The 26,449-nt window shown below is 71.0% G+C and carries 30 protein-coding genes; 24 read left to right on the top strand and 6 right to left on the bottom strand.

Going from position 1 to position 26,449, the window contains the following annotated elements; all coding sequences use genetic code 11:
* Window positions 1-81 precede the first annotated feature (81 nt).
* The 13 genes from LADH09A_RS27120 to LADH09A_RS27060 all read left to right on the top strand — a co-directional run bounded on the left by LADH09A_RS27120 (window position 82) and on the right by LADH09A_RS27060 (window position 12,836).
* Window positions 82-984: an alpha/beta fold hydrolase gene (locus LADH09A_RS27120; protein WP_238648450.1), complete on the top strand. Its 903-nt coding sequence runs from the start codon at window positions 82-84 to the stop codon at window positions 982-984.
* On the top strand, window positions 965-1,498 hold the full coding sequence (locus LADH09A_RS27115) for a flavin reductase family protein (protein WP_238648449.1): 534 nt from the start codon (window positions 965-967) through the stop codon (window positions 1,496-1,498). The genes LADH09A_RS27120 and LADH09A_RS27115 overlap by 20 nt, the downstream gene beginning before the upstream one ends.
* A gap of 177 nt (window positions 1,499-1,675) precedes the next feature.
* Entirely contained in the window at window positions 1,676-2,041 is a 366-nt protein-coding gene (locus tag LADH09A_RS27110; protein ID WP_238648447.1) for a DUF485 domain-containing protein, read from the top strand.
* Window positions 2,019-3,710 carry a monocarboxylic acid transporter gene (locus LADH09A_RS27105; RefSeq protein WP_238648446.1) on the top strand — a complete coding sequence of 564 codons (1,692 nt, stop codon included), beginning with the start codon at window positions 2,019-2,021 and terminating at the stop codon, window positions 3,708-3,710. Before LADH09A_RS27110 ends, LADH09A_RS27105 begins: the two co-directional genes overlap by 23 nt.
* A gap of 80 nt (window positions 3,711-3,790) precedes the next feature.
* Window positions 3,791-4,768, top strand: a complete 978-nt coding sequence (locus tag LADH09A_RS27100) for an NAD-dependent epimerase/dehydratase family protein (RefSeq protein WP_238648445.1) — start codon at window positions 3,791-3,793, stop codon at window positions 4,766-4,768.
* A gap of 76 nt (window positions 4,769-4,844) precedes the next feature.
* Window positions 4,845-6,071 (top strand): LCP family protein, encoded by a 1,227-nt coding sequence (locus tag LADH09A_RS27095; protein WP_238648444.1) that lies wholly within the window; start codon window positions 4,845-4,847, stop codon window positions 6,069-6,071.
* Window positions 6,072-6,330: 259 nt separating this feature from the next.
* Window positions 6,331-7,536, top strand: a complete 1,206-nt coding sequence (locus LADH09A_RS27090; protein ID WP_238648443.1) for an LCP family protein — start codon at window positions 6,331-6,333, stop codon at window positions 7,534-7,536.
* A 176-nt stretch (window positions 7,537-7,712) separates the two neighbouring features.
* The gene (locus tag LADH09A_RS27085) at window positions 7,713-8,675 is read left to right on the top strand and encodes an LCP family protein (RefSeq protein WP_238648442.1); all 963 of its coding nucleotides are present in this window, start codon (window positions 7,713-7,715) and stop codon (window positions 8,673-8,675) included.
* A gap of 58 nt (window positions 8,676-8,733) precedes the next feature.
* Window positions 8,734-9,069 carry a rhodanese-like domain-containing protein gene (locus LADH09A_RS27080; RefSeq protein ID WP_238648441.1) on the top strand — a complete coding sequence of 112 codons (336 nt, stop codon included), beginning with the start codon at window positions 8,734-8,736 and terminating at the stop codon, window positions 9,067-9,069.
* A gap of 10 nt (window positions 9,070-9,079) precedes the next feature.
* Window positions 9,080-9,868 carry a glycerophosphodiester phosphodiesterase gene (locus LADH09A_RS27075; RefSeq protein ID WP_238648439.1) on the top strand — a complete coding sequence of 263 codons (789 nt, stop codon included), beginning with the start codon at window positions 9,080-9,082 and terminating at the stop codon, window positions 9,866-9,868.
* 45 nt (window positions 9,869-9,913) lie between these two features.
* Window positions 9,914-11,368, top strand: coding sequence for a PAS domain-containing sensor histidine kinase (locus LADH09A_RS27070; protein ID WP_238648438.1), 1,455 nt, complete (start codon window positions 9,914-9,916; stop codon window positions 11,366-11,368).
* A gap of 60 nt (window positions 11,369-11,428) precedes the next feature.
* Complete coding sequence (locus LADH09A_RS27065) at window positions 11,429-11,845, top strand: ATP-binding protein (RefSeq protein ID WP_238648473.1); 417 nt, start codon at window positions 11,429-11,431, stop codon at window positions 11,843-11,845.
* A 103-nt stretch (window positions 11,846-11,948) separates the two neighbouring features.
* Window positions 11,949-12,836 (top strand): DUF5926 family protein, encoded by an 888-nt coding sequence (locus tag LADH09A_RS27060; RefSeq protein WP_238648437.1) that lies wholly within the window; start codon window positions 11,949-11,951, stop codon window positions 12,834-12,836.
* Here LADH09A_RS27060 and LADH09A_RS27055 read toward each other — a convergent pair.
* Complete coding sequence (locus LADH09A_RS27055) at window positions 12,823-14,064, bottom strand: arginine deiminase (RefSeq protein ID WP_099849398.1); 1,242 nt, start codon at window positions 14,062-14,064, stop codon at window positions 12,823-12,825. The genes LADH09A_RS27060 and LADH09A_RS27055 overlap by 14 nt on opposite strands.
* Window positions 14,065-14,228: 164 nt before the next feature.
* On the opposite strand from LADH09A_RS27055, the gene LADH09A_RS27050 reads away from it, so the two are divergent.
* From LADH09A_RS27050 to pheA, 5 genes are all read left to right on the top strand, one after another.
* Complete coding sequence (locus tag LADH09A_RS27050; RefSeq protein ID WP_238648436.1) at window positions 14,229-14,966, top strand: hypothetical protein; 738 nt, start codon at window positions 14,229-14,231, stop codon at window positions 14,964-14,966.
* A gap of 170 nt (window positions 14,967-15,136) precedes the next feature.
* Window positions 15,137-15,595, top strand: a complete 459-nt coding sequence (locus tag LADH09A_RS27045) for a hypothetical protein (protein WP_238648435.1) — start codon at window positions 15,137-15,139, stop codon at window positions 15,593-15,595.
* Window positions 15,596-15,670: 75 nt separating this feature from the next.
* Entirely contained in the window at window positions 15,671-16,060 is a 390-nt protein-coding gene (locus tag LADH09A_RS27040) for an ACT domain-containing protein (RefSeq protein WP_238648434.1), read from the top strand.
* Between the two features lie 219 nt (window positions 16,061-16,279).
* On the top strand, window positions 16,280-16,771 hold the full coding sequence (locus LADH09A_RS27035) for a hypothetical protein (RefSeq protein ID WP_238648432.1): 492 nt from the start codon (window positions 16,280-16,282) through the stop codon (window positions 16,769-16,771).
* 10 nt (window positions 16,772-16,781) lie between these two features.
* On the top strand, window positions 16,782-17,738 hold the full coding sequence (gene pheA / locus LADH09A_RS27030; protein ID WP_238648431.1) for a prephenate dehydratase: 957 nt from the start codon (window positions 16,782-16,784) through the stop codon (window positions 17,736-17,738).
* Window positions 17,739-17,778: 40 nt separating this feature from the next.
* Here the strand turns inward: pheA and LADH09A_RS27025 are convergent, their stop codons facing one another.
* The 3 genes from LADH09A_RS27025 to LADH09A_RS27015 form a co-directional block, all read right to left on the bottom strand.
* Window positions 17,779-18,501 carry an AIM24 family protein gene (locus tag LADH09A_RS27025; protein WP_238648430.1) on the bottom strand — a complete coding sequence of 241 codons (723 nt, stop codon included), beginning with the start codon at window positions 18,499-18,501 and terminating at the stop codon, window positions 17,779-17,781.
* Window positions 18,502-18,612: 111 nt separating this feature from the next.
* Complete coding sequence (locus tag LADH09A_RS27020; protein ID WP_238648472.1) at window positions 18,613-18,960, bottom strand: metallopeptidase family protein; 348 nt, start codon at window positions 18,958-18,960, stop codon at window positions 18,613-18,615.
* Between the two features lie 147 nt (window positions 18,961-19,107).
* Entirely contained in the window at window positions 19,108-19,539 is a 432-nt protein-coding gene (locus LADH09A_RS27015; protein ID WP_110564777.1) for an OsmC family protein, read from the bottom strand.
* Between the two features lie 132 nt (window positions 19,540-19,671).
* Between LADH09A_RS27015 and LADH09A_RS27010 the strand changes: the two genes are divergently transcribed.
* From LADH09A_RS27010 to LADH09A_RS27000, 3 genes are all read left to right on the top strand, one after another.
* The gene (locus LADH09A_RS27010) at window positions 19,672-20,406 is read left to right on the top strand and encodes a hypothetical protein (RefSeq protein ID WP_238648429.1); all 735 of its coding nucleotides are present in this window, start codon (window positions 19,672-19,674) and stop codon (window positions 20,404-20,406) included.
* A gap of 203 nt (window positions 20,407-20,609) precedes the next feature.
* On the top strand, window positions 20,610-21,431 hold the full coding sequence (locus tag LADH09A_RS27005; protein ID WP_238648428.1) for an HAD family hydrolase: 822 nt from the start codon (window positions 20,610-20,612) through the stop codon (window positions 21,429-21,431).
* Window positions 21,431-22,243 (top strand): HAD family hydrolase, encoded by an 813-nt coding sequence (locus LADH09A_RS27000; protein ID WP_238648427.1) that lies wholly within the window; start codon window positions 21,431-21,433, stop codon window positions 22,241-22,243. Before LADH09A_RS27005 ends, LADH09A_RS27000 begins: the two co-directional genes overlap by 1 nt.
* Before the next feature lie 18 nt (window positions 22,244-22,261).
* Here LADH09A_RS27000 and LADH09A_RS26995 read toward each other — a convergent pair whose 3' ends face one another.
* Window positions 22,262-22,864 (bottom strand): bacterial proteasome activator family protein, encoded by a 603-nt coding sequence (locus LADH09A_RS26995; RefSeq protein WP_238648426.1) that lies wholly within the window; start codon window positions 22,862-22,864, stop codon window positions 22,262-22,264.
* 84 nt (window positions 22,865-22,948) lie between these two features.
* On the opposite strand from LADH09A_RS26995, the gene LADH09A_RS26990 reads away from it, so the two are divergent.
* Together LADH09A_RS26990 and LADH09A_RS26985 are read left to right on the top strand one after the other, a co-directional pair.
* Window positions 22,949-23,746 carry an alpha/beta hydrolase family protein gene (locus LADH09A_RS26990; RefSeq protein ID WP_238648424.1) on the top strand — a complete coding sequence of 266 codons (798 nt, stop codon included), beginning with the start codon at window positions 22,949-22,951 and terminating at the stop codon, window positions 23,744-23,746.
* 80 nt (window positions 23,747-23,826) lie between these two features.
* On the top strand, window positions 23,827-25,014 hold the full coding sequence (locus LADH09A_RS26985) for an ABC transporter substrate-binding protein (protein ID WP_238648423.1): 1,188 nt from the start codon (window positions 23,827-23,829) through the stop codon (window positions 25,012-25,014).
* Window positions 25,015-25,081: 67 nt separating this feature from the next.
* On the opposite strand, the gene ddaH is transcribed toward LADH09A_RS26985, so the two are convergent.
* Window positions 25,082-25,915: a dimethylargininase gene (gene ddaH, locus LADH09A_RS26980; protein WP_372492357.1), complete on the bottom strand. Its 834-nt coding sequence runs from the start codon at window positions 25,913-25,915 to the stop codon at window positions 25,082-25,084.
* A gap of 59 nt (window positions 25,916-25,974) precedes the next feature.
* Here ddaH and LADH09A_RS26975 point away from each other — a divergent pair, with 59 nt between their 5' ends.
* Window positions 25,975-26,436 (top strand): Lrp/AsnC family transcriptional regulator, encoded by a 462-nt coding sequence (locus tag LADH09A_RS26975; protein ID WP_088950743.1) that lies wholly within the window; start codon window positions 25,975-25,977, stop codon window positions 26,434-26,436.
* Window positions 26,437-26,449 lie beyond the last annotated feature (13 nt).

Here is a 26,449-nt window from a genome sequence, read left to right as displayed (position 1 = left end):
GGAGGTTGGCGAGGAGCGAACACCCTCCGGCTGTGCCGGGCCGCCGTTATGGTGCGGTCATCCGGAACGGGGGCAGTCGCCATGGGTACGCACACGCGCTACCGCAGCACGGTCGTGGACGGGCTCTCCGTCTTCTATCGGGAGGCCGGCGCACCGGACGCACCCGCACTGCTGCTCCTGCACGGCTTCCCGTCCTCGTCGCGGATGTTCGAGCCCTTGCTCGACCGGCTCGCCGACCAGTTCCGCCTGATCGCTCCGGACCTTCCGGGTTTCGGGCACACCGACGCCCCCGATCCGGACCGTTTCCCGTACACGTTCGACCGGCTCGCCGACGTGATGGCCCACTTCGCCACCGCCGTCGGCGCCGAGCACTACCTGCTCTACGTGCAGGACTACGGCGGGCCGGTGGGGTTCCGGATGGCCCTCGCCGATCCGGGTCGACTGCGCGGCCTCATCGTGCAGAACGCGGTGGCCCACGACTCCGGCCTGGGGCCGCTCTGGGCCACCCGGCGGGCGTACTGGCAGGACCGCGCCGGGCACGAGGCCGCGATCCGGGAGAACGTCCTCTCGCTGGAGGCGACCCGCACCCGCCACGTCGGCAGGGACCCGGACCCGGACCGGTACGACCCCGACCTGTGGGTCGACGAGCACGCCTTCCTCAGTCGTCCCGGACAGATCGAGATCCAACTGGACCTGATGTACGACTACCGCACCAATGTCGCCTCGTACCCGACCTGGCAGGACTGGCTCCGCCGGACCCAGCCACCACTGCTGGTCGTCTGGGGCCGGTACGACACCTCGTTCGAGAGCACCGAACCGGAGGCGTACCGCGCCGACGTCCCCGGAGCGGAGGTTCACCTGCTCGACGGTGGGCACTTCGTGCTCGACACGCGGGCGGACGAGGTGGCCACCCTGGTCCGAACCTTCGCCGGCCGGGTCCGCGACCAGGGCGGGCGGGGTCACAATGTTTCACGTGAATCATGAGCCGGGCGCCGAGATCCATTCCACCGACCCGTTCGCGGTGCCGAGCGGGCAACGATCGCCGGTACGTCGACTGCGCGGGCGGCTCGCCGCGCCGGTGACACTGTGGACGACCCCCGGCCCGGCCGGGCTCACGGTGTCGTCCACCCTGGTCGCCGAGGGGGAGCCGGACCGACTCGTCGGGCTGATCGACCCGGAGTCCGACTTCTGGGCGGCAGCCGAGGAGGCGGGTCGGTTCGCGGTCACCCCGCTCGGTCCGCCGCACCGGCAGCTCGCCGACCGGTTCGCCGGCCTCTTCCCCTCTCCGGGCGGGCTCTTCGCCGCGGACACCTGGATCGAGACGCCGTACGGGCCGGTGCCGGCGGACGCGGGTGGTTGGGCCGGGTGCCGGCTGGACACCGCCCGGGAGTACGGCTGGGGACTGCTGGTGGAGGCCACCATCGAGGCGGTCGACCTGGCCGAGCAGGCCGCTCCGCTGCTGCACTATCGCGGTCGGTACCACGAGCTGCCGAGCTGAACGGGTGGCCCTCCGGGATCGACCGGTCACCGGGGTGATCTGAGTCACTCGGCGCAGCCAGGCAACCGCTCGGCGCTCTCGACGACCGGCGTCGATCTCGGCCTTCCCCGTCGGGGAGCGCGCTCTTTACGGTGCGCGAAACTCCCCTCTGACGCCTGTGAAGGTGGTGATCCACAGATGTCCACGGACACACCCGCTCCGGCCGCTTCCCAGTCGGACAAGTACCTGGCCGTACAACGGTCGGACGAGTTCGCCGGGCTGCGGCGTGCGCTGCGCGGCTTCGTCTTCCCGATGACCGTCGCGTTCTTCCTGTGGTATGCGCTCTACGTCATTCTCTCCGCGTACGCCCGGGACTTCATGGGCACGAAGCTGTTCGGCAGCAACATCAACGTCGCGCTGGTCTTCGGCCTGCTCCAGTTCGTCTCCACGTTCCTGATCGCCTGGCTCTACTCCCGGTACGCGGACCGGAAGATCGACCCCGTCGCCGACCGGATCCGCGCCGAGATCGGGGAGGTGACCCGTGAAGACGGTTCACGCGGTTGAGACGTTCCTCGCGGCTGAGGCGGGCAACAACACCGCCCGCAACCTGACCATCACGCTGTTCCTGGTCTTCGTGGCGGTGACCCTGGCCATCACGATCTGGGCCAGCCGGCAGACCAAGACGGCTACGGACTTCTACGCGGGCGGCCGGTCCTTCTCCGGCTTCCAGAACGGCATGGCGATCGGCGGCGACTACATGTCGGCCGCGTCGTTCCTCGGCATCGCCGGCATCATCGCGCTCTACGGTTACGACGGCTTCCTCTACTCGATCGGCTTCCTGGTCGCCTGGTTGGTGGCCCTCCTGCTGGTCGCGGAACTGCTGCGCAACTCGGGCCGGTACACGATGGCCGACGTGCTGGCCTTCCGGATGCGCCAGCGTCCGGTGCGCACGGCGGCGGCGGTCTCCACCATCACGGTGTCGATCTTCTATCTGCTCGCGCAGATGGTGGGTGCCGGCGCGTTGGTCGCGCTGCTGCTCGGCATCCGGCCGGGGACGACCTTCCTCGGCATGGACGCGTCCACCGCGAAGATCGCGACGATCGTCATGGTCGGCGCGCTGATGATCATTTATGTCACCGTGGGTGGCATGAAGGGCACCACCTACGTGCAGATCGTCAAGGCGTTCCTGCTCATGGGCGGCGCGCTGCTGATGACGATCCTGGTGCTGGCGAAGTTCAACTTCAACCTGTCGGAGCTGCTCGGCGCCGCCGCCTCCGCCTCGGGCAAGGGCGACAAGCTCCTCGAACCTGGCCTGCGCTACGGCGTGGAGGTCGCCGGGAACGCCACACAGACGTTCTACAACAAGATGGACCTGCTCTCGCTCGGCATCGCCCTGGTGCTCGGCACCGCCGGCCTGCCGCACATCCTGATCCGCTTCTACACGGTGCCGACCGCGAAGGCGGCCCGTAAGAGCGTGCTCTGGGCGATCGGCATCATCGGCACCTTCTACCTGCTCACCCTGGCCCTCGGCTTCGGTGCGGCGGCGCTGGTGGGCAGCGAGGCCATCACCGCACAGGACAAGGCGGGCAACACCGCCGCACCGCAGTTGGCGGAGGCGCTCGGCCTGGAGTTCTTCGGCGGTGACCTGGGTGGGGCAGCCCTGCTGGCGATCATCGCGGCGGTCGCCTTCGCCACCATCCTGGCGGTGGTGGCCGGGTTGACCCTGGCGTCCTCGTCCAGCCTCGCGCACGACTTCTACGCGAACGTGCTGAAGAAGGGTGAGACGTCGGAGCGGCAGGAGGTACGGGTCGCCCGGATCTCCGCCCTGGTGATCGGCGCGGTGTCGATCGCCCTGTCGATCTACGCACAGAACCTCAACGTGGCGTTCCTGGTGGCGCTGGCCTTCGCGGTCGCCGCCTCGGGCAACCTGCCGGCGATCCTCTACAGCCTCTTCTGGCGGCGGTTCAACACCTCCGGCGCGGTGTGGGCGATCTACGGCGGTCTGCTCTCGGCCGTGCTGCTGGTGTTCTTCTCGCCGGTGGTCTCCGGCGCGGCGACGTCGATGTTCCCGGACCACGACTGGCAGTGGTTCCCGCTGTCCAACCCGGGCATCCTCTCCATTCCGTTCGGCTTCCTGTGCGGGTGGATCGGCACGATCATCTCCAAGGAGCACGACGAGGAGAAGTACGCGGAGCTGGAGGTGCGTGCCCTCACGGGCTCCGGCGCCCACTGATCCGAGCGTTCGTCACGAGAGGCCCCCTGTGCCCAACAGGGGGCCTCTTCGTGCAAATGCGGGTCGGTAGGCTGACCGGCATGAAGGTTGCTGAGCGCTTCGGGTCCGGTCACCGTGTTCTCGTCACCGGCGGCGCCGGCTTCGTCCCGTCGCACCTGGTGGATTCCCTGATCGCCCGGGGCTGCACGGTGGTGGCGCTGGACAACTTCGTGACCGGCTCCAAGGAAAATGTCGCCCACCTGCTGGACCGGCCCACCTTCACATTTGTCGAGGCGGACCTCTCCGACGGCCTTCCGACCGACCACCCGGCGCTGGCCGAGCGGTTCGACGCGATCCTGCACATGGCCTCGCCGGCCAGCCCCACCGACTTCGCCCAACTGCCGGTGGAGATCCTCCGGGTCGGCTCGGTGGGCACCCTGCACCTGCTGGAGCGTGCGGCCGCCGACGGCGCCCGGTTCCTGATGGCCTCCACCTCCGAGGCGTACGGGGACCCGAAGGAGCACCCGCAGCGCGAGACCTACTGGGGCAACGTCAACCCGATCGGGGTCCGCAGCGTCTACGACGAGGCCAAGCGCTTCTCCGAGGCCGCGACGATGGCGTACCACCGTTATCGCGGGCTCGACGCGGCGATCGTCCGGATCTTCAACACGTACGGCCCGCGGATGCGCCCCGACGACGGCCGCGCCATCCCCACCTTCATCTCCCAGGCGCTGCGCGGCGAGCCGATCACCGTGCACGGCACCGGCAACCAGACCCGGTCGATCTGCTTCGTCGAGGACCTGGTGCGGGGCATCCTGCTGCTGCTCGACTCGACCGAGACTGGCCCGGTCAACTGCGGCACCGAGCACGAGCTGACCATGCGGCAACTCGCCGAGTTGATCGTGTCGCTCTCCGGCAGCAGCTCCCAGGTGACCTACGTCACCCGCAGCTCGGACGACCCGGAGATGCGCCGCCCCGATCTCACGCTCGCCCGTGAACTGCTCGGATACGAGCCGGCGGTCGCGCCCGAAGATGGCCTGCGACGCACGATTGAGCACTTCCGGGCGCGGCTAGGGTAACCGGTTCACCGCGTACCGACTGCCGCTGAGTGTCGCCTGAAGGCGGCGGTGGCTCCCGCTACGTACCCTGAGTTACATGTCCGCGACCTCGTCTGCCGGCGTCCCGCATCCGTATCTGCACCGCAGCGCCGGGCGCGCCTCGGTGCCCGGCCCCGATCGGGGCGCCTCCGGGCGCGCCCGTCCGACCGAGGCACGCTTCTACCCGTCGTACGACGAGGAGGAGCCCAGGCCCGGCGGCCCGGCGGGGCCACGCGGGCCCGGCGGCCCGGGTGGTGCCGGCGGTTCCGGGCGGCGTGGCCCGCGGCCGCGCTGGGGTCGGATCGCCCTCGTGGCCGGGGTCGCGGTGCTGGTGCTGGCGTTGCTCGGCACCGTGGGGGCCTGGCTCTACGCGCGCAACCTCAACAGCGACCTGGCCCGCACCGACCCGTTCGCGGAGATCACGGGTGGCCGGCCGGTCAAGGCGGTCGACGGCGCGCTGAACATCCTGCTGGTCGGCAGCGACTCACGGGACCCGGACGCACCGGTCGACACCAAGAGTCAGTGGCGCGCCGACACGATCATCGTGATGCACATCCCGGCCGACCACCAGGAGGCCTACCTGGTCTCCATCCCGCGTGACCTCTACGTGCCGATCCCGGACAGCGCCGGCGCGGACTGCGACTCCGGCGACCGCGCGAAGATCAACGCGGCGTTCGCGTTCGGTGGGCTGCCGCTGGCGGTACGCACCGTGGAGTGCTTCACCGACGTGCGGATCGACCATGTGATGGCGATCGACTTCGGCGGGTTCAAGGAGGTCACGGACGCCCTCGGCGGGGTGGACCTGAAGGTGGAGCGCACCGTCACCTCGATCCACAAGCCGTACCGGACATTCACCAAGGGCACCAACCACATGGACGGCGCGGAGGCCCTGGACTGGATCCGGCAGCGTAAGCAGTTCCCGGACGGGGACTTCGCCCGGATGCGGCACCAGCAGGAGTTCCTTCGGGCCCTGATGGACAAGGCGGCAAGCAGCGGCACGCTGGCGAACCCGAAGAAGCTCAACGATTTCCTCCAGTCGGTGACCGCGGCCGTAACCGTCGACCAGGGTTTCTCGGTTACAGACATGGCGCTGCAGTTCCGCAACCTGCGCGGCCAGAACCTCACCTTTGTGACCAGCCCGAACTCGGGCAGCGAGACGAGAAACGGCGAGTCGGTGGTCGTCTCGGACCGGGAGAAGGCGCTCGCCATGTACAAGGCCATGTCGGCGGACACCATGGCGGACTGGGTCAAGGCCAACCCGCCGAAGGGCAACGCCGGCGGCTGACCGTGGCGGGGCACCCCGCTGCCGATGACCCGACGGCGGACCCGCCGTTCGGGTCATCGAATGGCGACGATCGACCGAATCCGGGAAGATCGACATCCGATTGATCCGAGATGAACTCGCCAAGTCGTTTTCATGTCCGTACAGTGGTGCCGCCCCCTCCTGATCACGAGCTGGAGCACGAATGCCGGTTCAGGCCAGTCGTCGCCCTTCCTCCTCCGGGTCCGCCGCGCCCAGCGGCCGGATCTCTGCGGCCATACCAGTGCAGTCGCGCCCCTCGGGCGGCGGACCGGGCGGTCGTCCGCCCGGCAGCGGCGACGGCGGCCGTGGCGGTGGCGGTGGCGGTCGCTCGGGTGGTGGTGGGGCGGCGAAGAAGCGGAGCAAGCGCAAGGACCCTCTGTGGGCCCGGCTGACCGTGGTCTTCGGGGCGGTGCTGATGCTCAGCAGCGGTGCGGCCATCGTCGGCAGCAAGGTGGTGATCGGTCAGGCGACCGGCGGCATCGCGCAACGCAACCTGCTGGGTGAGGCGGGCAAGTCCGACGCCGAGGGCGGCGCGAGCATGGACGGGCCGATCGACATGCTGCTGCTGGGCGTGGACGCCCGGGAGCGCTGGGCCGCCGACGACGTCCGCTCGGACAGCATCATCATCCTGCACATCCCGGCCACGCACGACCAGGCGTACCTGATCTCCATCCCCCGGGACACCGAGGCGCAGATCCCGGCGTTCCCGAAGAGCGGCTTCACCGGCGGCACCGACAAGATCAACGCGGCGTTCCAGGCGGGCGCCCGCAACGGTGGCGGCTGGGAGGGTGGCGCACAGCTGATGGCGCAGACGATCAAGCGCCTCACCGGGATCAGCTTCGACGGCGCGGCGATCATCAACTTCGGTGGCTTCAAGAACGTCATCGACACCCTGGGCACCGTGCGCATCTGCGTCAGCCAGGAAGTCAAGTCGCTGCACATGTCGTACGTCGACGGCAAGCCCATGTGGAACGCCGACGCCAAGAAGACCGGCAAGCCGCGCACCCCGGTGGTGCACAAGAAGGGCTGCCAGGAGATGGAGGGCTGGGCTGCACTGGACTACTCCCGGCAGCGCAAGTCTCTCCGCAACGGCGACTACGACCGCCAGCAGAACCAGCAGCAGCTGATCAAGGCAATGGCCAAGAAGGCCACCGACCGCGGGATGCTGACCAACCCGGCCAAGATCAAGCAGTTGATCAAGGCGGCCGGCGAGGCGTCCGTGCTGGACACCGGCGGCGTGCCGATCGAGGACTTCATCTTCACCATGCGCGGGGTCACCGGCAACGAGCTGACCATGCTCAAGACCAACAACGGCACCTTCCACGCCAACGGCAACAACACCGAGGGTCTGAACGAGGAGACCAAGGAGATGTTCCGGGCGGTCAAGCAGGACAAGCTCGCCGAGTTCGTCTTCACCCACCCCGAGGTGATCTCCAACCGCAAGTGACGGTCGGGAGTCGCGAAAAGCCAGCGACGCCATCGTCACCGCCCGTAGCCTGACGTGAACAGGTTTCACGTATCGGCTGCGGGGAGGCGGTCACGTCCAGGTCAGGACGGAACGCGGCAGGCCGGGCCGGAGCGGCCCCGTCGGCCCGAGCACGCCACGCTCGCGGGTCGCGGATCATGCTCGGCGTCGGCCTGGTCCTCGTCCTGCTGGCCGGGCTCGCCGTCGCCGGGCTCAGGACGCTGAGCAACCGGTACGAACGCACGGTGACCAAGGAACAGTTGCTCGACGCCGACGCCCGCACCGACCGCACCGACCTGGACGGGCCTCTCAACTACCTCCTGGTCGGCTCCGACCGCCGCCCCGGAGGCAGCGGACCGGACCAGCGCTCGGACACCATCCTCATCGTGCACGTCCCCGCCGGGCAGCGGGAGGCCTACCTCCTCTCCATCCCCCGTGACCTGCTGGTCGCCATCCCGGCGGGCAACGGCTTCGGCGGCGGCCAGGACAAGATCAATGCGGCGTACGAGCACGGCGGCGGCGGGCAGGCCGGCGCCCAGCTGCTCTCCGCCACGCTGACCCGGCTCACCGGCATCCGGTTCGACGGTGCCGCGCTGATCGACTTCTCCGGCTTCCGCAAGGTCATCGACCTGCTCGGCGGTGTGCAGATGTGCGTGGACACCGAGGTCCGCTCGATCCACACCAACCGCGTCTTCCCCGTCGGCTGTCAGCAGATGGACGGGGCACAGGCGCTGGACTACGTGCGACAGCGCTACGACCTGCCCGGCGGTGACTACGACCGGCAGCACCACCAGCAACAGTTGCTCCGGGCGATGCTGGACAGCGCCGGCAGGGCGGACCTCCGCAACAACCCGCTCAAGCTCGACCAGGTGCTCCGGGCGGTCGGCGGGTCGTTGACCGTCGACACCAACGGCGTACCCCTGGAGGACCTGCTTCTCGCGCTGCGCGCGCTGCCGCCCGACGGGATGCGCGGCGTCCAGGTGCCCTCCTCACCGCAGACCATCGACGAGGTCTCGTACGTGGTGCTCGACAACGGGGGCAACGGGCTGTTCGAGGCGGTTCGCGGCACGCGGGTGCCGGCCTGGGCCCAGGCCAACCCCCGCTGGGTGACCCGGTTGTGACGGTGCCGACGGCCGGGTCGGTGCCGAACCGGCCCACGAGGATCTAGTGTTGCTTCCTGTGTTCGGACCCCAGGTTCCCACCGTGCCCGTGACCGAGATCGCCGACGAGACCTACCTGCTGGACGTGCGGGAGGACGACGAGTGGGCGGCCGGCCACGCGCCCACCGCTCACCACCTGCCGATGATGGAGCTGCCAGCCCGGCTGGCCGAGGTGCCCACCGACCGGGACGTGGCGGTCGTCTGCCGTTCCGGCGGGCGCTCCGCCCAGGTCGTCGCCTACCTGATCAACAACGGCTGGGAGCAGGTGCGTAACGCCGACGGCGGGATGCGTCAGTGGGCTGCGGTCGGCCGACCGGTGGTCGACGCGAACGGGCAGCCCGGCCAGGTCATCTGAGGCGGGCGGCATGGGCGGGCCACTGGTCTTCGCGCACCGCGGCGCCTCGTACGACCTTCCCGAGCACACCCTCGCCGCGTACCTGCGCGCTCTCGACGAGGGTGCCGACGGCCTGGAGTGCGACGTCCGGCTGACCCGGGACGGGCACCTGGTCTGCGTACACGACCGTCGACTCGACCGCACCAGCAACGGTCGTGGTCTGGTCAGCGCGCGTACGCTCGCCGAGCTGGACGCACTGGACTTCGGCTCGTGGCACCCGGGCGGCGCACCGGGCGGCGACCTGCCGCCGGACGACTCGCACACCCGGCTGCTCACCCTGGCCCGGCTGCTGGACGCGGTGCTCGACGCCGGCCGGCCGGTCCGGCTGCTGGTGGAGACGAAGCACCCGTCCCGCTACGGCTCGAACGTGGAACGACGACTGGTCACCATGCTGCGCCGGTACGGGCTGGCCGACCCGGCGCCGGACGACCCGGTGCAGGTCACCGTGATGTCGTTCTCCCCGCTGGCGGTCCGCCGGGTGCGCGAACTCGCTCCGACGCTGCCCACCGTCCTGTTGCTGGAGGTGTTGCCGCGCTGGCTGCGGTTGGGCCGGCTGCCCTTCGGCTCCCGTATCGCCGGGCCGGGCATCGGCCTGGTCCGGGGCCGTCCGCAGCTACTGCCCGCACTGCGCGCGGCCGGCAACCAGGTGTACGTCTGGACGGTCAACGAGCCCACCGACCTGGAGCTGGTGCTGTCCGCCGGGGTCGACGGGATCATCACCGACCGGCCGGCCTACGCCCTCGCCCGGCTGGGCCGCTGACCGGCGGGGGTGCCCAAATCCGGGTCGACGGGGCAGACTCGGCCCATGCCGGAGCGTATTGACTTCCCCGCTCTCCTCGCCGGCCACACCGTCGTGATCGAGATGATCAATTCTGGGGACGCCGGCCTGCCGGTCCTCGCCCAGCTCCTCCGGGTGGCCCAGCCGGCACTCGGCGCGAACGGTATGGCGTTCGTCGAGTTCGGTCCGACCGGCGGTCGCGTGATCGCCGCGACCGGCGGGGCGGAATGGGCCCTCGGTCGTCCGCTGGCGGCCGACGACCCGGACACCGCCTGTCTGCTCGCCGGGCCACGGGTCCGCCAGGCGCGGGTGGTCCACCTCAACGGCAAACTGGCCGGCGAGCTGGCCGGCAGCGACCTGCGCTGGATGGTGGTCTCCCGGGCGGAGATCGGCGGCCACATCGTCGGCAGCCTGCACGCGCTCTACTCGGGCGACGACGAGCCGGGCCCCGACCAGCAGGGGGTGGTCGCCTACCTCGCCTCCTGCGTCGCGCACATGTACGGCGACCAGAGCGGCCTGCCGGTGCACGGCGACGGCCCGGTGGTGGCGGCACTCGCCGACGGGCTGGCCGTCGTCGACCGGGACGGGCACGTCCGACTCTGGAACCCGGCCGCCGCCCAGGTCACCGGCCGGTCGGTCGAGCAGGCGCTGAGCGCGCCGTTGCCGTTCCCGCTGCCCCCCTCCGGCCAGGTCCGGGACCACCGGATGCCGGACGGCCGCTGGCTGCGGATCACCTCCGGCGAGCTGCCGGGCCCGGGCACGTTGCGGGTGGTCACCTTCCGCGACATCACCGACCAGCAACGCCGCGACCACGACCGGGAGTTGTTCGTCGCGGTGACCAGCCACGAGCTGCGCACCCCGGTCACCGTGATCAAGGGGTACGCGGACACCCTCACCGATCACTGGGAGTCGCTCACCGAGGCGGACCGGCGGCAGGCCGCCCGGGTCATCGGGCAGCGCGCCAACGAGTTGGCCCGGCTGGTCGACCGTCTCCTCTCCTCGGCCGCCGAGGCGGGGCCGGGGGACGACCCTCCGACCCCGTTCGACCTCGGCGAGGCGCTGCGCTCCGCCGTGGGCGACCTGCCGGCGGAGTTGCGTCGCCGGCTGGTGCTGCTCCTTCCGACCGACCTGCCAAAGGCGCTCGGCCACCGGCCCAGCCTTGCCACGGTGTTGACCGAACTGACGACCAACGCCGGCAAGTACTCGGCACCGGGCTCCCCGATCGAGATCACCGCCTCGGTGGACGGTCAACTGGTGGCGTTCCGGGTCAGCGACCGGGGCATCGGCATCCGACCGGAGCACGTCGAGCGTGCCTTCGACCGGTTCTGGCAGGGCGAGTCCGGCGACCGGCGCGGCTATCCGGGAGCGGGGCTCGGCCTCTATCTCGTCCGCCGGATCGTTGAACAACAGAATGGATGGGTATCCCTACGTCCGAGGACCGGCGGCGGTACGGTCGCAGAGGTGCGGCTACCACGCGGTTGACCGAGGTGGCGCGACGTGGAGGCGACGGTGGCAGCGGCAGCGGAGGAGCGGGCGTGGTGCGTGGTGGTTCCCCACCACCCGGCCGGGGCACGGCTCGCCCGGCACAGGCTCGCCGGCGAACTGACGGACGTCGTACCCCCGACGCTCCTCGCGGATCTGATCGCGGTGCTCGCGGAGCTGGTGGGTAACGCGGTGCGGCACGCCCGGCCGCTGCCCGGCGGAGTCATCCGGGTGGCCTGGCGCCTGCGACCCTCGGCCGAGGGCACTCTGATCCAGTTGCGGGTCACCGACGGCGGTGCGAGCACCGGGCCGCGGCTCCGGACGACCAGCCTTGACGCGGCGGACGGGCGGGGGCTGCACATCGTGGCCGGTCTGGCCACCCGCTGGGGCGTCGAGCGCGACGGCATGGGCCAGCGCGTCTGGGCCGAGTTCGACCCGGTGCCGACACCCCGACCCGACCTGGTGCCGGCACGCTGACCGTCACTGACCATGATTTCGTCGCCGCGGCCGGTGCTCGACGGGCTCGGGATGGGTGGGTCCCGCCCACGGGAAGCCGGTCGGGGCTCTAGGCTGTGACGCCGTGAGCAAGCGTCGAAAGAGCCAGCGCACCGCCGCCGACACCGCCCCCCGCCGGGAGAAGGTGCGGGACATCTTCGTCCCGCGTCCGTTCGACGGGCTGGTCGACGAACCCGAGTGGATCGCCCTACGCGAGTTGGTGCCGGCCGCCTCCGCGCCGCTGCGACTGTCGCCCGCCCTGGTCGAGGAGTTCGGCGACCGGCCGGCGACGCTCGCCACGGTGCTGCCGATGGCCGCCCCGGCGATCACCAAGCCGGACGGTCGGGTGCTCATCGGCCTCCAGCGCCACCAGCAGTCCGGTGACGTCTCCCGGGACCTGGCCGAGGCGCTGCTCTGCGCGCTGCGGACCGAGCCGGGTGGCCAGGTGGCCGTGCCGCCGCTGCCCGGCCCCGGCCCACGCCTCCAGGACATCCTCGTGGACGGCCCACTGGACATCACGATGCACGAGGGTTTCGAGTTCTGGCTCGACCCCGGGGCGGGCGACGATCCGACCGTCCAGGCGTCCCTGGAGCGGGCGAACGCGGCCATCTACCCGACGGTGCGGCTGAGCGCGGCGAAGGCCGCGTACTGGTGCCAGGTCCCGGAGAAGGCACACGTGCGCTGGGTGCTGCCCGAGGACGAGGACGCCGCCCTGGACGCGCTGGCCCGTCTCGGCGCGGCCGGTTCGCTGACGCTCGGCGAGCAGACGAAGTTCGCCGGCATGTTCCGCGCACACGGTCGTCTGGTGCCGGTCTGGGACCTGCCGGAGGAGACTCCGGCGGCCGACTGGGAGGACCCGGTGGCGCAGTTCGCCAAGCGGTACGCGGAGGCGCTGGCCGCCGGCGACCCGCTGGACGCCGCCGGCCGACGCGCCCGGCAGGGGCTGCTCGGCCGTCAGCTCACCCTCCGCTGAGCCCCACCCGGCCCGTTCCGGCCGGCAGCGGCTCGCGGGTGATCGGGCAGGACATGCAGCGCGGCCCACCCCGGCCGGAGCCCAGCTCGGAGCCGGCGATCGGGATCACCTCGATGCCGGCCCGCTCCAGCTGGGCGTTGGTCTCGGTGTTGCGCTCGTAACCCACGCAGAGCCGGGGCGCCAGCGCCAGGGTGTTGTTGCCGTCGTCCCACTGCTCGCGTTCCGCGGTTACCGGGTCCAGCCCGGTGTCGATGACCCGGAGCAGGTCGAGGTCCATCGCGTCGGCGGCGGCCCGCAGGAACGGCGCCGGCCCGTCGACGCGCGGGTCCTCACCGTCCGCGCCGGCGATGACGGTGTACGCGGACAGCGTGCTCGCGATGTTGGGGTACATCAGCACGGCGTCCACGTCGACCATCGTGCAGACGGTGTCGAGGTGCATGGTGGCGCGTTTCTGGGCGATCGGCACCACCAGGATGGTGTGGGCCAGGCCGGCGGCGAAGACCTGTCGGCCGAGGCGTTCGGCACCGGCCGGTGTGGTCCGCTCACCCACCCCGACCGCGAGCACCCCGGGTGCGAGCAGCAGCACGTCTCCGCCCTCAAGGTGTTCGAGGTTGGGGCGGTAGACGAACTCGGTGCCGGCGAAGCGCGGGTGGTGCCGGTAGATGGCGTCGGTCAGCGTGGTCTCGCGGCGGCGGGCGGGCATGGCCAGGCTGGTGACGCCGACCCGGTCGCCGATCCAGAGCGACGAGTCGCGGGTGAACAACAGGTTGGGCAACGGGTCGATGACGAAGTCGTGCCGATCCATGAGGGTGTAGACCAGCCCGCCGGGCCGCTCCGAGCTGATCCGCAGTTCCTCGTGGGCCAGACCGGCGGTCAGCACGTCAGCCAGGGCCGCCGGGTCCAGGTAGGAGAGGTGGTCGGCGACGCGGGCCCGCAGGGTGTCGCCGAGCCGCCGGGAGCGCAGCACCTGTTCGGTGAGCTCGGCCCGCGCGTCCGCGACGGCAAGCGTCTCGGCCAGCAGGGTGGCCAGGTAGAGCACCTCCACCCCGCGCTCGCGCAGGGCGGCGGCGAACGCGTCGTGCTCCTCCTGGGCCCGTCCGACCCAGGGGATCGCGTCGAACAGGAGCGAGTCGTTGTTGCGTGGGGTGAGCCGGGCCAGTTCGGGGCCGGGCCGGTGCAGCAGTACGGTGCCGAGCCGGCCGACTTCACTGTCGACGTAGTGGGTCACTCCCGCAGCGTAGGGCAGGGTTTGGCGGCATCCGAGAAAAGAACTGTGGATGAATATGGCATTCATCCACAGTCACTCCGGCGCTCCGGCTTGCCGAACCCCGGTAGTGGCAACGTAGGGTAGTGGGGACATAACTTCGAGGGACCTTTTGCCGGAGGTCGACGATGACTGTCTTTCCCGCACGACGAGCCGTACCGTCCGCTCGGGCACTGCCGCCCGTCGCGGTGCCACACCCCCGCGCCGAGTCGACGGGGGTTCTCGAACCAGTCCGTCCGACACCGCTCGAGTGGGCCCGCCGCCGTCGGGCCGAGCGGGGCGCGCGCCGCCTCGAGGCGGCCGGGGCACGGGCGCTGGGCCAACTCGATCACCTCGGGCCCGCCTGGCACGTGATCGAGTGGCCGCGCACCGACGTGACAGACGTCCTCGACCGCGGTCAGGACGAGCGCGCCGGGTTCCTCGCCATCGGGCCGAGCGGCCTCTTCGCCGTGACCATCGCCGACCACGGCCGGGCCAGAGTGCTCGTCGCCGGGGACGTGGTGCAGATCAACGGTAAGCGACCGCCGTACGTGGCCGAGTCCCGCCGGGACGCCAAGCGGGCCAGCAAGGCCCTCTCCGACGCGGTGGGGCTGCCCGTTCCGGTGACGCCGGTGCTGACCTTCGTCGGCTCCGGCGTGATCAGTGTCTACGGCCTTCCGAAGGACTGTCTGATGGCCACCCACCGCGAGCTGGATCGGCTTCTCGTGGCTGGTGGCAGTCGGATCAGCCCTGCCACCGCCGAGAAGCTGTCCCGGGTCGCACAGCACCCTGGCACCTGGCTGAACGGCACGTACCGTCCAACGGCCGACTACCGGTGGTATGACGAGGGCCGAACGGCCGCTGACAAGCCGGCCAGTCGCCGGTAACGTCACCGGCGACGCCACGCGGCTCCGGTCCCCCCGTCCACCTCACCGGCTTCCCGCGCCGTCACCGGCCGCCTCGGTTCAGGCTGTGCGGCCCGGGTGACCCGGTGCGCTCGGTGATTCGTCGGCGACCCGCTAGCGTGGACAGTCGATCGGTGCACATAGGAGGCGCGGTGGCCCACGTCGAACTTTCGCTCTCGGAAGCGTTCGTGCCGGCGGCACGGGCCTCGACAGAGCCGGAGTCCGACAATGTCGGCCAATGGTCCTCGACAGTGTCCCGGGCCGACGAGCCGTGCCTGCTGATCGACGCCGACACGAGGGTGGTGGCGATCTCCACGTCCGGCTGCGAGCTGCTCTGCCTGGGTGAGCCCGACGCTCTGATCGGGCGACCGCTGCTCGACGGCGGGCTGCGCCTGCTCGACTTCACCGCCAACCGGGGCGAGCTGACCGAGGCCGAGGCCGACAAGATCCCACCCCTGCTGGCGCTCTCCTCCGGCCGACTCGCCCGAGGGTTGCTCCGGGTGCAGGCCGCATCGGCCAGCAGCTCCGACGCGACCGTCGACGCGATCTCCACTCCGGTGCTCACCGACGGCACCGTCGCCGGCTCGCTCACCTTCTTCTCCGAGGTTTGACCTGCGGCGGAGTGTGTTCCACACCGCACGCGGCGTTGCTTAGGTGAGCCCGCACGCAGGCCGTAGGGTGCCCTCATGCTCGATATCGCGCTGCTGCCGGGGGACTACGCCGTGTGCCGCCTGGCCGCCGGCACCACCCTGCCGTACGCGATGTCCAGCGGGCTTCGCGACACCGACGTGGTCACGGTGAGCTGGACCTCCGACGGGATCTCCGTGATCTGCCCGACCGACCGGGCTCCCGCACAGGCCGTGGTGGAAACCGTGTGGCGCTGTCTGCGGGTCACCGCCCCGGTGGGGATGGCCGCCACCGGCAGCCTGGCCGCGCTGGTCGACCCGCTGGCCGAGGCACGGGTCAGCGTGGTCACGTTCTCCACCTTCGACACCGACTATCTGCTGGTGCCGGCCGTCCGGCTGACCGAGGGCACGGCCGCCCTACAGCGCGCGGGGCACCGCTTCTCCGGCTGAACTTCACCACATCGGCCGCTCGCCCTACGATGGGCTCGGCCACCCCGGCCGCGACGAATTCTTCGATGTCCCGAGGATCGGCCCGTGCCGTTCACCCCACCCCACACCGCGTCTCCCCCATCGCGGGCGACGACCCACATCTCACCGGCGACCCGTGGCCGGTCGACCGGTCGCGTCCCCGCGCGGATTGGCGCCCGGGGCCTGCCGGTCGCACTCGCGGTGTTCGTCGTCACGGTGCTGGCCGGCTGTGGCGCCCCACCCGAGCTGAGGGAGCCGACCGCCCTGCCCACCCGCACCGCGGCCCCGACACCACCTGGCGCGAGCACCGCTCCCGCCACCCCGCAGGCAACCGCACCGCCGTCCGTCGCCCTCACGCCCACCGCCGATCCCGGGCTGGTCGCGACCGCCTGCCGCAACGGGCCGACCGGGCAGCGGGTGGTGCAGCTGTTGCGCGGCCGGGCCGGAGTCCTCCCGGCCAACGTCCGGGTCCAGGTCCGCACCGGCCCACTCTGCGCCGCTGACTGGCAGTTCACCGTGCTGAACGTGACCGGGCACGAGGAACTCCAGGTGGTCACCCGGGGCCAGCCCACCGCACCGACGCTGGTCACGGCCGGCACCGACGTCTGCACCATCGAGGTACGCGCCACCGGCCCCGCCGGGATCCGCGCCCTCGCCTGTGAGGCCGGTCCGGCCGCCAGGCCGGGTGCGTAGGCTGATCGGCATGCCGGGAACACCGCCGACACGTTTCGTCTACCTCGGGCCGGAGGGCACCTTCGCCGAGCAGGCCCTGCGTTCCGTCCCCGCCGCCGAACGCGGCACCCGTACGCCCGCCCGCAGCGTCGGCGAGGCGCTGGACAGCGTCCGTGACTCCGACGCCGATGCCGCGCTGGTGCCGCTGGAAAACTCGATCGGCGGCGCGGTGGGCGTCACGCTGGACGAGATGGCCGAGGGCGAGCCACTGGTGATCACCCGGGAGGTGATCCTGCCGGTGGAGTTCGTGCTCGGCGCCCGACCCGGCACCTCGCTGACCTCGATCCGGACGGTGGCGGCCCACCCGCAGGCGTCCACCCAGTGTCGGGGCTGGCTGCGCGACCACCTGCCCGACAGCGCCGTGGTCGACGTGCTCTCCAATGGCGCCGCTGCCGCCGGTGCCGGTGCCGGTGAGTACGACGCGGCGATCTGCGCGCCGATCGGGGCGACCCGGCACCGGCTCGCGATACTCGCCGACAAGATCGCGGATCATCCCGACGCGGTGACCCGGTTCGTGCTGGTGTCCCGTCCCGGGCCGCCTCCGCCGCCGACCGGCGACGACCTCACCTCGCTCGCGGTCTACATCGCCCACGACCGGGTCGGCGCGCTGCTGTCGGTGCTGATGGAGCTAGCCGTCCGCGGGGTCAACCTGACCCGCATCGAGTCCCGCCCGACCGGGGAGGCGCTGGGCCGGTACGTCTTCTTCCTGGACTGCACCGGGCACGTGGCCGACGTACGCCTGGGCGAGGCGTTGCAGGGGCTGCGGCGGGTCTGCGCCGACGTCCGCTTCCTGGGCTCGTACCCCCGGCACCGGTGGGCCGAGGCGGCGGGCGAGCGGCCGGTGCCCGCACCGGCCGGCCTCTCCGACGTCGACTACGCCGACGCGGCGGCCTGGCTGGCTCGACTGCGCACCGGCGAGTTGACCTGACCGGGCGCTCCCGTATCCGGGAGCGCCCGCGCCGCTGCGGTCAGCTCAGCAGACCGCCGAGCAGACCACCCTCCTGCTGCTGCTGACCGCTGCCCATGACCGGCGGCTCCTCGGACGGCTGCACCACCACGAAGCCCTGGCCGGCGAAGCTCATCGTGAACGACTCACCGGTGCGTCGGCCCAGCAGTGTGCCGAGGCCCATCTGCTCGGCGCGGTGGTAGCCGGTCTGGAGGTTGGCCGACCAGCAGACCGCGGCCTGCGGGTCGACGTACGTCGGCGCGTCCACGTTGAGCACGACGGGCGTGCCCTTGGTGGTGATGGCGATCCGGCCGTGGCCGCTGAACACGCAGTTGAACAGGCCGGACGAGGAGGCCATCCCGGCGCCGCCGACCATCCGGATGTCGTACTGGAGGGAAGAGTCGAAGGCGAGCACGCTGGAGCCGTTGATGGAGAGGGCGTCGCCCGGCTCCAGGTCGATGATGTGCACGTCCTTGGCCAGCTCGGCGAGGAAGACGTCACCCTGGCCGGAGACCTTCATCAGCGGGACGCCCTCGCCGGTGAGCTTCTGCTTGAGAAACTTGCCGAGCCCACCCGAGCCCAACGCCTGGAACTGCACATTTCCCTGGTAGGCGACCATCGACCCGACCCGGGCCATCGCCTCACCGTTGAGCTCGATCTTCAACATCTTGGAGTTCTGCAGCCGCATGCCGGGCTGTGCGGACTCCTTTTCCAGGTTCTCCGAGGAGAACAGCTCGCTGCGCATGAAAGGGTGCCTCCTGACAGGGGTTGCGGTCGCTGCACCGAAGGTAGGCGACCCGGGCAACCACGGGACATCGGCCGTGTGGCGGGTCGGGCTGCCGCTGACCGGTGACGCTCAGCCCCAGCCCAGCGCGTGCAGCCGCTCGTCGTCGATGCCGAAGTGGTGGGCGATCTCGTGCACGACGGTCACCGCCACCTCGTCGACGACGTCGTCGTCGTTGTCGCAGATCCGCAGGATCGGGTGTCGGTAGATGAAGATCCGGTCCGGAAGGACGCCTGAGTAGTCCCAGCCGCGGCTGGTGAGGGCATGGCCCTCGTAGAGACCGAGCAGGTCGGCCTCACCCGGCGGCGGGTCGTCCTCGACCAGGATCACCACGTTGTTCATCAGGCCGAGCAGTTCCTCGGGCACCTCGTCGAGGGCATCGCCGACGAGTTCCTCGAAGCGCTCACGGGTCATCTCCACCGGCACCTCACCCATTGTGCCCGATGCGGGGTGCGTGAGGCCCGGTCAGTTGGGGCACCGCACCGGGCCCGCGGGTCCACGGAGAGAGTGATTCCCGAGGTGGGCGAGGACTCTCTCCGTGGTCGAGCGGTTCGTGGGTCGACCGGCTCAGGAAGCCAGGCGGGCGCTGAGGGTGATCTCGGCGCCGGGCGAGAGCAGGCGCGAGATGGGGCAGTTGGCCTTGGCGGCCTCGGCGAGCTTCTGGAACTCCGCGTCGTCGATGCCCGGGACCTGGCCGACGGTCTCCAGGTCGATCCGGGTCACGGTCATCCCGGCGTCGGTCTTGTCCAGGTGGACCTTGGCGGTGGTCTCGACCGAGGTCGCCGTCGAACCCGCGTCGGCGAGGGCCTTCGAGAACGCCATCGAGAAGCAGCCGGCGTGCGCGGCGGCGATCAGCTCCTCGGGGTTGGTGCCCTCACCCTCCTCGAAGCGCGACTTGAAGGAGTAGTTGCCGGACAGGCCACCCTTACCGGTGCGGACGGTGCCGGCACCCTCGGTGAGATTGCCCTGCCATTGTGCTGAAGCGGTACGGATAGGCATGGGGAGAACGCTAGCGGAAAGGTGACCTCCGAGCGACCGACCGGCACGGACGCCCGCCCTGCGATCCCCGTCACGCACAGCTGGCTGTGCCATGATGCGATCCAGGTCCGTGACCGGGCGGAAGGATGACCGATGTCCGAGGAGATTCCCATCCCACGGCAGGGCGACCGCTCCGACGGCCTGGCCGTGATCGAGTGGGGTGGCGACGACGGCTCGGCCCCGCGCCGCCGGTTCGGTCGGTCCCTGGCCGGGCTCACCCAGGACCCTCGGCTGCCTCTGCTGCTCGCCGGTCTGGGCGCGGTGGCAGGGGTCGCCTCGATGGTCGGTGAGTGGCTGGTGATGAGCCTGCCGAACGGCGGGCCCGAGGGGAACACCACGATCGAGGTGCCTGCCGGGGTGTCCGAGATCGGCGGTTTCGGCGTCGGCTACCTGGTCGGGCTCCTCGCCCTGGTCTGCACCGTGGTGCTGGCGCTGCGCGGCACGGCGGCCGTGCGGTCGAATGCCCGGCTGGCGGGCCTCACGCTGGCCGGTGCCCTGCTGGCGTTGCTGGTCGCCGCCGCGGCCACCCTCAACGATTCCGGTCAGCGGACCTTCCTCTACTCGGCGCAGGACGGCTTCCGGGCCGAGTACGGCCGCGGTCTGATCATGGCCTTCGCCGCCTGCGTGCTGTTCGGCGCGGCCCTGCGGCTGGCCCCGGCCGCGCCGGTTGGGACGCCGGAGGACGACGACCGGCCCGGGGACGCCCCGGCCCGTGCCTGGCGCCGTCGCAAGGACCGCGACCCGGTGCAGGAGGACGGCCTGCCCGCACCGGTCGACCTGACGGTCACCCCCGCCGCGCCGTTCGCGCGCCCCGACACCTCGTCCTGAGCTGCGCGGATCCGGTCGACCGGGGTCCTCGTCGCGCTGCGGTCGACGGACACCGAAGGTGTGCCGCTCGTTGGCGTCCGATTCGCCGGGAAGCCATGGATGCGACCGGTTCCGCGAGGTACGGTTGCTGCCCGCCGTCACGCCGGGCCTCGGCTTTTCCGACCGCACGGCAGGCTGCGACGGCGGCGGGCGAAGGAGGAACGATGACCCGCCCGGGACTACCCAAGCTGATCGCGACCGACCTCGACGGGACGCTGGTCCGCAGCGACGAGACCGTCTCCGCGTACACCCATGGGGTGCTCGACCGGGTGCGGGCCGCCGGAATTCCGGTGGTCGGCGCGACCGGTCGCGGCCCTCGGCTGACCGAGTTGACCCGCAACGACATCCGCGCCGCCGACTTCCTGGTGATGGCCGGCGGCGGACGGGTGGTCGACCAGAGCGACCCGACCGGCCCGGTGGTGCTCCGCGACGAGCGGCTGCCGGCCGAGGTGCTGGCCCGCCTCCTCGCCGACCTGGAGGCGGAGGTCGGCCCGCTGACCGTGATGGTCGAGGCGTCCGACGAGCACGACGCCCCGCTCTGGGGCGACTACCACGAGAGCTGGCCCTACCAGGACCGCTTCGAGGCGCGCACCCGCGACGAGTGCCTCGCCTGCGACGTGATCAAGGCGTTCGCCCGCACCGCCGACCACCACGTGGACGAGCTGCTGGCGGTGGCTCGCCGGATCGTCGGACCGCAGGTCGCGACGCTCACCCAGGCAGGGCTCGGCTTCATCGAGATCTGCCCGCCCGGCGTGGACAAGGCGAGCGGGCTGGCCGTGGTGGCGCAGGCTCTCGGGGTCGACCCGGCCGACGTGTTGGTCTTCGGTGACATGCCCAACGACCTGCCGATGTTCGAGTGGGCCGGCTGGGCGCGGGTCGCGGTGGCCAACGCGCACCCCGACGTCCGGGCCGCCGCCGACGAGGTGACCCTGCGCAACGACGACGACGGGGTGGCGGTGTACCTGGACCGGCTACTGTCCCGGTGATGCACGAGACACCCCGCCTGATCGCCACCGACATCGACGGCACGCTGATCCGCGACGACCACACCGTCAGCCCACGCACCGCCGACGTGCTCGCGCGGATCTCCGCGCGAGGCACGCCGGTCGTCCTGGTCACCGGCCGTCCGGTCCGCTGGCTCAAGATGGTGTACGACCAACTGGCCGAGCCTCTGCCGGCCGTCTGCGCCAACGGGGCCGTGGTCTACGACCCGTTCTCCGACGAGGTGCTGCGGGCTGACCCGCTCGCACCGCAGCACCTGGCCGAGGTGGCCCGGAGGCTTCGCGCCGAGGTGCCCGGCATCAGCTTCGCCGTCGAGATCCTCAACAGCCGGGAGATGCGACACGAGGCGCACTACCCGCTGCGCTGGGACGTCGACCCCGAGGGGATCCGACCGATCGAGACGCCGGAGGAGTTGCTCTCGGTGCCGGCGGTGAAGCTGCTGGCGCGGGCCGGCGAGCAGGACCCGGACGCGTTCGTCGAGTTGATCACGGCAGCGTTGGCAGGGCTGGCCGAGGCCACCCACTCGTCGTCCTCCGGCCTGGTGGAGATCTCCGCCGCCGGGGTGACCAAGGCGGCCGGCCTGGACTGGTACTGCGATCGACTCGGGGTGAGCGCCGCCGACGTGCTGGCCTTCGGCGACATGCCCAACGACGTGCCGATGCTCACCTGGGCTGGGCGGGGCGTGGCGGTCGCCAACGCGCACCGCGCCGTCCTGGCGGTCGCCGACGAGGTGACGACGGCGAACACCGAAGACGGCGTGGCGGCGTACCTGGAGAAGGTCTTCGGGTTGGGCTGAGCGGGCCGTGACGGCCGGTCAGAGGTACTGGCCGGTGTTGTGGCCCTCACCGCCGCCCGGCTGAGCGATGCCCGGCATCCCGGCGACCATCCCGCCGGGGCCGCTGGGCAGCGCCTGTCGGCCGCCGCGCATCTGCTCCAACTGGACCCGGGCGGCCATCTGCTGGGCCACCAGGGCGGCCTGGATGCCGTGGAACAGGCCCTCCAGCCAACCGACGAGCTGGGCGTGCGCGATCCGCAACTCGCCCTCACTGGGGGCCTTGTCCTCGGCGAAGGGCAGCGAGATGCGCTCCAGCTCGTCGCGCAGCTCGGGGGCGAGGCCCTCCTTCAGCTCGACGATCGACCGCTCGTGGATCTCCCGCATCCGGTTGCGGCTGGCGTCGTCCAGGGGTGCGGCCTTCACCTCCTCCAGCAGCTGCTTGATCATGCTGCCGATCCGCATCACCTTGGCCGGCTGTTCGACCAGGCGGGTCGGGTCCTCGCCCTGGCCGTCGTCGGTCTGCATCGTGCCGATCGGCCGGCCGTCCGGGCCGACCACCACAACGGTGCCGGAGTGGCCCGGGTCGTCGGTGCCGGGCTCGTCGTCTTGTCCAGCGGAGCGCGCTTCGGTCATGGGGTCCATCTTTACCCAGCCGGTGCGACCCATGCCGCCCGGGACCTACTCCCGGGGCCGAAACACCCGGGCGGGGCGCGCTACCGTCGCGCCATGCCTGTCGACCCGCGCGCCGTGTTGACCCGCCCCGCGCCGGCACCCGACCGGACCGTCGCCTACGGCGACCACCCGGACCAGGTGGCCGACCTGCGCTGTCCGGTGGGCGCCGGCCCGGCGCGACCGCTGGTCGTCGTGGTGCACGGCGGTTTCTGGCGGGCCGAGTACGACCGGCGGCACACCGGCCCGCTCGCCGCCGCTCTCGCCGCCTGCGGTTACCCGGTGGCGCAGTTGGAGTACCGGCGGACCGGGCAGCCGGGAGGCGGTTGGCCGGGCACGTTGACCGACGTGCTGACCGGGGTGGCCGAGCTGCCCACGCTGGCAGCCGAGGCGCTGCCCGGCCGGGTGACCCGGGCCGCGCCGATCCTGCTCGGGCACTCTGCCGGTGGGCACCTGGCGATGTACGTGGCGGCCACCGCCCCGGCGACGGTGGCCGGGGTGCTCGCCCTGGCCCCGGTGGCCGACCTGGGTGAGGCGTACCGGCGGGACCTGGACGCGGGCGCGGTGGCGGCGTTGCTCGGCGGTGGCCCAGCGGAGGTCCCGGACCGGTACGCGGCGGCGGATCCACGAATGCTGGTACCCATTCGCACACGCACCGTAGTCATGCACGGCACGGAGGATCAACAGGTTCCGGCGGAGATGAGCCGCGACTTCGTCACAGAAGCCCGCAGCGGAGGATCCGATATCTCCCTTGTTGAACTACCCGGATGTGAGCATTTCGGGCTGATCGACCCCGAGTCCTCCGCCTGGCCACGGGTTCTCGACGTGTTGCGGTCCCTGCACGATGATCTATAGCCATTGACGCAGCGTCGCGGACCAGGTAGAACGCCGGAGGGGCGGTGTTCGGCCCTGTAACGCTCCTTGGAAGGAACTCGGTGTCGCAGATGAATCGCAGGCGGGCGCTCCAACTGTTGGCCGCGCTCGGTACCACCGGGTTCGTCGCCGGATGTGGCTCCGACACCGACGCCCAGCCGACCGCCAACCGCGGCCCGATCAAGATCGGGTTGATCACGCCGCAGGGCGGCGGGTTCAAGAGCATCGGCGACGACATCACCAACGGCTTCCAGCTCTTCCTCGACCTGCACGACCAGCGGCTGGGCGGCCACCCCGTCGACCTGCTGACCGCCGACGAGGGTGACACCGCGAAGAGCGGCAAGGCCGCCGTCGAAGGCCTGCTCAAGCAGGGCGTGCTGGCGCTCACCGGCGTGGTCAACTCGGCGGTGATGGTCGGCATCCGCGACACCGTCGAGGAGGCCCGCGTCCCGCTGATCGGCTCCAACGCCTCACCGAGCAGCCTGCAGAGCGTCTTCTACATCTGGCGGACGTCGTACGTGCTGGACGAGGCCGGCCGCGCGCTGGGCCGCTACCTGCGCGACCAGTTGCCGGCGAACGGCCGCGTCGCGATCATCATGCCGGAGAACGTCGGCAGCCCGGACGTGGTGCGCGGCTTCCGGCAGGAGTTCGGCGCCACCGACCCACGCATCGGCGACCCGGTGACCTACACGAACGCCACCCCCAACCCGGGCAAGACGACGTACGCCTCGGACATCACCAAGGCACTGGCCAAGAAGCCCACGGCCGTCTTCTGCTTCTTCGCCGGCAACGCCGCGGTGGAGTTCATCAAGCAGCTCCGGGAGAAGTTCGCCGGGCCGATCTACGCACCCGGCTTCCTCACCGAGGGCACCGTGCTGGAGAACCTGAAGGAAAACGCGCTGGGCATCCAGACCGCGCTCAACTACTCGGCCGACCTGAACAACACGTCCAACCGGGTCTTCGCCTCTGCCTACCGCAAGAAGTACCAGGTCACGCCCACCACGTACGCGATGGCGTCGTACGACGCGGCGCAGGTGCTCGACCAGGCGATCCAGCTGACCGGCGGGTCACCCACCCCGCAGCAGGTCAACCTGGCACTCGGCAAGATCGGCCAGATCGACAGCCCGCGCGGTATCTGGCAGTTCAACCAGCCGCGCACGCCCCAGCAGAAGTGGTATCTGCGGGAGGTGCAGCGCGACGGTCAGGTCATGTCGAACGTGCTGATCAACGAGCTGGCCACGCTGGGCTGAACGCCCACCCGGAGCACGATTCGGGGCCGGTCTCCCGTTGGGAGGCCGGCCCCGAGGCGTTCGCGGGTCAGGGCCGCAGTTCGGCGATGCAGCACTTCACGCTGCCGCCGCCCTTCTTCAGCTCGGCCAGCTCGACCGGCACCGGGGTGTAGCCGGCGGCCTTGAGCTTGCCGGCCAGGCGGGTGGCCTCGCTGTTGAGTACTACGTTGGCGCCGTCGCTGACCAGGTTCAGCCCGAAGGCCATCGCGTCCTCGTCGTCGGCGATCACCGCGTCCGGGAAGAGCTGGGTGAGCACCCGCTGACTGGCCGCCGAGAACGCACCCGGGAAGTAGACGACGTTCGAGTCGTCGATGGCCGCGAGCGCCACGTCCAGGTGGTAGAAGCGAGGGTCGATCAGGCGCAGCGACACCACCGGCCGCCCCAACGCCTCCTGCGCCTCACCGTGCGCCGGAAGCTCGGTGCGGAACCCGTGCCCGGCCAGGATGAGCCCGCCGTGCGCCTCCGGCACGTACGCGAAGTCGCCCTCACCCTCGTTGGTCTCGCTCGGTGCGATGAACCGCCAGCCCTGCGACTCGTAGAAGGCATGGTGAACGGCGGCCTCGGCGGCCCGCTGCTCGTGCTTGAACCGTGCGCCGTACACGCTGCCGTCCACGGTGAACGCGCCGTTGGCGGCGTAGACCATGTCGGGCAGGCCGTGCCCGGGCGTGAGCAGGTGCACCTCGTGACCGAGGCCGACCAGCGTCTCGCGCAGCCGGTCCCACTGTTTGACGGCCAGGTCCCGGTCGACCGGGGTGGTCACGTCCATCCACGGGTTGATGGCGTACTCAACCGCGAAGTGCTCCGGCGAGCACATGAGATATGTCCGCTTTCGCGGGACTCGGTGCTGGTTCACGGTCACCAAGAGTAGGTACCGTTGAACTTTGGTAACAGCCACAACCGTTGCTTCCCAGAGGCGGAACGTTGCAGATAGACGCGGTAGACCAGCGGATCATTGCGTTACTCGTCGCCGACGCCCGCGCGTCGTACGCCGACATCGGCACCCGGGTGTCACTCTCCGCCCCGGCGGTCAAGCGTCGCGTCGACCGGCTGCGGGCCACCGGCGTGATCAGGGGATTCACCGCTGTCGTGGACCCGGCCGCCGTCGGGTGGACCACGGAGGCCTTCGTCGAGCTGTTCTGCGCCGGCCGGACCACCCCCGCACAGATCGGGGTGGCCGCACGTCGACACCCCGAGGTGGTCGGCGCGTACACGGTCTCCGGAGAGGCAGACGCACTCGTGCACCTGCGCGCCGCCGACATCGCCCACCTGGAGGCGGCGCTGGAGCGGCTGCGCGCCGAGTCCTTCGTGACCTCCACCCGCAGCACCATCGTGCTCTCGCGGCTGGTCGAATCCCCGGGCGTGGGCCCCTCCACCCGGCCTTGACCTCAAGCCCGGT

This window comes from Micromonospora cabrerizensis (genome assembly GCF_022230955.1).
Taxonomy (GTDB): domain Bacteria; phylum Actinomycetota; class Actinomycetes; order Mycobacteriales; family Micromonosporaceae; genus Micromonospora; species Micromonospora cabrerizensis.
The sequence above is the reverse complement of the archived record's forward strand: the minus strand, read 5'-3'. Positions and strand labels throughout refer to the sequence as shown.